5 protein-coding genes are annotated in these 5,528 nt (G+C 74.9%); 2 read left to right on the top strand and 3 right to left on the bottom strand.

The genetic code is table 11. The annotated features are described in order from the left end of the window. Positions 1–64 precede the first annotated feature (64 nt). The 3 genes from ACFCX4_RS34355 to ACFCX4_RS34365 all read right to left on the bottom strand — a co-directional run bounded on the left by ACFCX4_RS34355 (position 65) and on the right by ACFCX4_RS34365 (position 3,333). Positions 65–343: a GlsB/YeaQ/YmgE family stress response membrane protein gene (locus ACFCX4_RS34355; RefSeq protein WP_376151082.1), complete on the bottom strand. Its 279-nt coding sequence runs from the start codon at positions 341–343 to the stop codon at positions 65–67. Positions 344–529: 186 nt separating this feature from the next. Next, positions 530–1,234 (bottom strand): metal-dependent hydrolase, encoded by a 705-nt coding sequence (locus ACFCX4_RS34360; RefSeq protein ID WP_376151084.1) that lies wholly within the window; start codon positions 1,232–1,234, stop codon positions 530–532. Between the two features lie 299 nt (positions 1,235–1,533). Further along, positions 1,534–3,333: a phospholipid carrier-dependent glycosyltransferase gene (locus tag ACFCX4_RS34365; protein WP_376151086.1), complete on the bottom strand. Its 1,800-nt coding sequence runs from the start codon at positions 3,331–3,333 to the stop codon at positions 1,534–1,536. Positions 3,334–3,739: 406 nt separating this feature from the next. On the opposite strand from ACFCX4_RS34365, the gene ACFCX4_RS34370 reads away from it, so the two are divergent. Beyond that, positions 3,740–4,450, top strand: coding sequence for a DedA family protein (locus tag ACFCX4_RS34370; RefSeq protein WP_376151090.1), 711 nt, complete (start codon positions 3,740–3,742; stop codon positions 4,448–4,450). Positions 4,451–4,596: 146 nt separating this feature from the next. Beyond that, on the top strand, positions 4,597–5,496 hold the full coding sequence (locus ACFCX4_RS34375) for a Gfo/Idh/MocA family protein (RefSeq protein ID WP_376151088.1): 900 nt from the start codon (positions 4,597–4,599) through the stop codon (positions 5,494–5,496). Positions 5,497–5,528 lie beyond the last annotated feature (32 nt).

The following is a 5,528-nucleotide window of genomic DNA, read 5'->3' on the forward strand; positions in this document are numbered from 1 at the left end:
GCTCCCCCCTCGCGCGAGGGGGGAGCCGCTTTTCCGTCGGCCGGACCGCCGGGGCCCGGTCGGCTCAGGCGTGGCCGTGATGGCGCTTGCCGCCGGTGACCAGCCGGTAGAGCGCGAGGAGTATCACCGAGCCGGCGATGGCGGCGATCCAGGTGGAGAGGTCGAAGAAGCCGTCGATCGAGTCGACGCCGAAAATGACCTTTCCGAGCCAGCCGCCCAGCAGTCCGCCCACGATGCCGATGAGGATCGTGACGATCACACCGCCCGGGTCCTTGCCCGGCATCAGTGCCTTGGCAATCGAGCCCGCGAACAGTCCGATCAGGATCCAAGCGATGACGCCCATGCGATTCTCCCGCCTCAATGATTCAAGCCGCTGTCAGCACTCGTTTTTACCGAACCGGCATTTCCAAACCCGGGAATTTTTCCGGGCGCCGGTTCCTGCCCGCCCGCCCTTCCTCCCGCCCGTCCCTCGCGGTCGGCCGGACCCCCGGTCCCCGCGGTCCGCTCCACCCGCCCCGGGCGGCGCCGCTCAGCCCGCGGACAGCAGCGGTGCGAAGGCCGCGAACCAGAGGGCCGCGAAGGTGGCGACGGTCATCACGGGAACGAGGAACCTGGTCTCCGCCCGCCCCCCGGTGCGCCGCAACAGGACCACCTCGAAGCGTCTGCCCCAGGGCCAGAGCAGGGGCACCCCGCGACGCGTCAGGCAGTCGCCGATCAGATGGGTGAGCGCCCCCAGGGCGACCGTGTAGGGCAGCCAGTCGCCGACGCCGGGGACCCAGGCCGCCACCGCCGCGGTGCCGGTGCCGGCCAGACCCGTCGAGGTGAGCCACGCCGTCGGACCGCGGCCGGGCGGGTGCAGGTGCAGGGCCCTCGCGGCGAGCGCGAGGAGCACGAAGACCAGGCCCAGGGTGAAGCCGTCGCCGAAGCCGGTGACGCCCGCCCGGGTGCCCCAGCCCGCCAGCGCCACGAACAGCAGCGAGTGCGTGGCGTGGCGATGGCCGCCGGACAGCCTGCCCACCAGCCGGCACAGGCCCCTCGACAACGGGCCGAGCAGGTGGGCGGGGGTGGCGTCGTGGTGGTCCAAATCCGGCAGCAGCGCGGCCCCGGCACAGAGCAGCGTGCCGACCAGGACCTCGCCCGGCCGCGGTTCCGTGCCGAACAGGGCCTGCGGCAGGGTCGGCGCCGCCGCCGCGTAGACCAGTGCTCCGCTGATCGCATGTGACTGCCCGAGCATGACGCCCCGTCTTCCTTCCGCCGCCGCGCGCACCGCCGCCCGCACCTCGCGGGGCGGGGTCGCACGGAGACCGCTCTGCTACCCGCGGCTCCTCCCGCCACACCCTGCACCGCGGTCGCGGGCCCCGGCCCGTACGGCCCGGCCGACCTGCCGGCTTCGGGAGGTCGGGCCCGCACCGCGCCGGCCACCGCCCGTGCCCCGCCCGGTGCACGGGCGGGGCGGGGCTGAACGCGCACCGCCCCCGGCGTCGCGGGGACGGCGGGGGCGGCGGGGGTGGTGCCGGTGGGTCGGCGGCGGGCTCAGCGCTTGCGCCAGACGGCCCACTTGTACTCGGTGCTCGTGCGGTCGACGTACCACTCGGCGGGGTGTCCGGGCCAGTAGTCCTCGGCCCGGCCCTGCTCGGGAAGCGGGGTGACGACGGCGGTGGCCTCGGCGGGGACCGGCTGCCAGCGCGGGTCGCGGTACCAGACGCGGCCCTCGTAGACCTCCCACGCCTGGGTGCTGCGCAGCGGCCAGTAGATGTCCCAGGCGAACACCACGTTGTCCTCCGGCTTCACCGCCGCGGCGCGGTTGAAGCCGCTCGCCGTCGAGGCGCGCACCTCGTGGTGGGGCCGGGTGACCTGCTCGGTGATGGTGACGGTGGCGAACGCGGCGAACATGGCCAGTGCCACGCCGGCCGCCCAGAGCACCCGGCGGCCGCCCGCGAGCAGCATCAGCACCACCGCCGTCAGCACGACCAGCGCGGCGGCGGTGGCCCGGCCCATGGCGAGCCGGTTCCACTCGGTCGCGAGGAAGGAGACGTCCGGCAGGCCCCAGAGCACGAAGCGCTCCGAGTGGAGCTTTCCGCCGGCCGACAGGACGACCAGTTCCCCGAGGAGCACCGTCAGCGCGGCGGTCGCCAGGGTCGTCCGCACCAGTGCGCGCCGGCCGCAGCGGACGAGCACGGCGGAGCCCGTCACGAAGGCCGCCGGCACGAGGTAGGAGGTGTAGCGGGCGTAGACCCAGTCGTCGATGCGGCCGTCGTCGGGCAGGGCCGCGGCCGCGGCGAGCGCGGTGCCGACCAGCAGGGCCAGCATCACCGCGCCGGTGATCCGCTCGGCGGGGGTGAACCGGCGGCGCCGGAACACGGCCACCAGACAGACCGTCACGGCCAGGCCGCCGATGCCCCAGGTGGAGACCATGAAGTACCAGACCTGTCCGACGGTCCTGGTCAGGGTCCGCTGGGTGGCCTCCGGATCGGTGAGGCCCTTCCAGAGGAAGCCGCCGACGTCGCTGTTCTCGACGGTGAACTGCGCGTGCAGCCACGTCTCCAGCGCCCTCGCGCCCAGGACGCCGACGCCGAGCACGGCCAGGCCGGCGGCGGTGCTGCGCCACGGGGCGAGGCGCAGCAGCAGGACCCCGGCGAAGGTGACGCCGGTGACGGCCACCACCACCCCGCCGCGGTCGTGGACGGACATCGCGTACGCGGCGGCGGCGCCCGCGCCGACGGCGTACCAGGCGCGGCGGCGCAGCGGGCCGTCGGTGAGCCAGCCGTGCAGGCAGAGCAGCCAGGCCAGGATCAGCGTCGGCAGCACGGCGTCCGTCATGGCGTACTGGGCGTAGAAGAGCACCGGGGGCAGCAGCGCGGTCGCGGTGCCGAACACGTAGGCCGGCAGGCGGCGCACGCCCAGGCGGCGCAGGGCGGCGCAGGCGAGCGGCAGGACCAGCGCGCTGACGAGGGCGTTGATCACCAGGATCAGCCGGTAGGCGGTCGCCGGGTCGTCGGCGAACCGCACCACGGGGGAGATCAGCAGGGCGTACCCGCCGGGGATGACCACGCCGACCGGCATCTCGGTGGTGGGCCGGCCGGCCAGGACGCGTGCCAGGACGAGGTAGGACTCCTCGTCGGGGTGGACCGAGGGGAAGGTCAGGCCGCGGACCAGGACGAGCCGGAAGACCACCTGCGCGACGTAGCCGGTGCCGAGCGCGGCCGGCCAGAACCAGCGGTGGCGGCGGAGCTCCTCGAAGCGGCGCACCGCACGGTCGGCGCGCCGGGCCGGCGGTGCGGCGGCGGGCCCGCCCTCCCGCTCCGGCTCGGTGGGCGCTGTCAACTGTCGCATCGAACTGTCTTCCTCCCTGCGGGTCCGGTCCCGCGGCGTTCTCCGGGTCTCCCGAGCACCGGCGGGCGTGCCGGACCGCGACACGGTCTGCGGCGGGGCAACCTTGCTATCACACCGTTTATATGTCGGTGATCAGTATATGCAGTCCGAAAAGGTGTCGTGGGTTCGTGGACGGTCGGGCTGCGCGCCGCCGGGCCGGAACCGCCGGGCGGCTCCGTGCGTCGTTACCAGGGGTGATCGGTCAGGGGGACGGGCCGCCCGGCACGTTAGGCTGCCCTCTCGGGGAGCGGCCTGGTGCCGCCATCGGACGACGTCGGGACCCGGCGCGCGGGCCGCGGGGACCGGATCGGGACCCGGTCTGGCCGGCCGTGCGGGTGCCGTCCTGCCACGGAGGTAACTGGCCTTGCTGCACATCGACGCCTGGATCGAAGGCGTACCACCGGGCGCGGTGTACGCCCTGGTCGCCCTGATCATCGGACTGGAGTCGCTGGGTATCCCGCTCCCCGGTGAGATCGCCCTCGTCTCCGCCGCGCTGCTGTCCGCCCGCGGTGTCGTCAGCCCGGTCTGGGTGGCGGCCTGCGCCATCGCCGGTGCGATCATCGGCGACTCGATCGGCTACTCGATCGGCCGCCGGGGCGGGAAGCCGCTGTTCGAGAAGCTCGGGCGGAAGTTCCCCAAGCATTTCGGTCCCAGTCACCTGGCCACCGCGGAGCGCTCCTTCCAGAAGTGGGGCATGTGGGCGGTCTTCTTCGGCCGTTTCATCGCCCTGCTCCGCATCTTCGCCGGGCCGCTCGCCGGCGCGCTGAAGATGCCGTACTGGAAGTTCCTGATCGCCAACGTGCTCGGCGGCATCGTCTGGGCCGGCGGTACGACCCTGCTGGTCTACCAGGTCGGCAAGGTCGCCGAGCAGTGGCTGTCCAAGTTCTCCTGGATCGGCCTGCTCGTCGCCGTCGCCGGCGGCGCGTTCTCGGCCTGGTTCATGAAGCGCCGTGCGGCCAAGGCCGCCGCCGCCATCGAGGCGGAGGAAGCGGCGGAGGCGGCCGGTGCGGCGCAGGGTGAGCCCGGGGCCGCCGAGCCCAAGGGCGCCCCGACGGTCGCCGCGCCCGCCGCCGACTGACCCGGCCCGGGCCTCCGCCCCGCGCGAACCGGCGGCCCGACCGGCCGGACGTGCACGACCCGACTTCGCCGCCGCCCCGGAACCGCACCGGGGCGGCGGCGTTCGCACGACCCGACACCGGCACACGACGAAGGAATGGGTACACCATGCGCATCGGACTCCTGGGTACCGGCCCCTGGGCGGAGCGGGTGCACGCGCCCGTCCTGGCGGAGCACCCCGGCGTCGAGTTCGCGGGCGTCTGGGGCCGCCGCCCCGAGGCGGCCGCCGCGCTCGGCGCGCGGTACGGCGCCCCGGGCCACACCGACCTCGACCGACTGCTCGCCGAGGTCGACGCCGTCTCCATCGCCCTGCCCCCGGCCGTCCAGGCGGGGCTCGCGGTCCGCGCCGCCGAGGCCGGCTGCCACCTGCTGCTCGACAAGCCCGTCGCGCTCACCGTCCCGGAGGCCCGCCGGGTGGTCGAGGCGACCGAGGCCAACGGCGTCGCCTCGGTGGTCTTCTTCACCGTCCGGTTCGGCGGCGACCAGCTGCCCTGGATCGAGGAGCAGGCGGCGGTCGGCGGGTGGTTCACCGGGCGCTCCGACTGGCTCGGCTCGGTCTTCGCCCCCGACTCCACCAGCCCCTACGCGGACTCCCCGTGGCGCAAGGAGAAGGGCGCGCTCTGGGACGTCGGCCCGCACGCGCTCTCCGTGCTGCTCCCGGTCCTCGGCGACGCCACCTCGGTGACCGCCGTGGCCGGTCCGCTGGACACCGTCCACCTCGTCCTGCGCCACGCCGGCGGTGCCTCCAGCACCCTCGCACTGAGCCTGACCGCCCCGCGGGCGGGCGGCGGCACCGGCATGGAGCTGCGCGGCGAGTCCGGCACGGTCCACCTCCCGGAGCGCGGCGAGGGCCCGGTCGCGGCCTTCCACCGCGCGCTGGACGCGCTCGCCGGCGCCGCGCGCACCGGCGAGCCCCACCCGTGCTCGGCCGCGTTCGGCCTGCGTACGGTCGAGATCCTCGCCGCCGCCGAGCGCTCGCTGGCCGCCGGCGCGACGGTCGAGGTCTGACGCCGCCGGCCGGGCGGGCAGGCCCCGCGGGC

It is taken from the genome of Kitasatospora sp. NPDC056327 (assembly GCF_042261735.1).
Lineage (GTDB): Bacteria > Actinomycetota > Actinomycetes > Streptomycetales > Streptomycetaceae > Kitasatospora.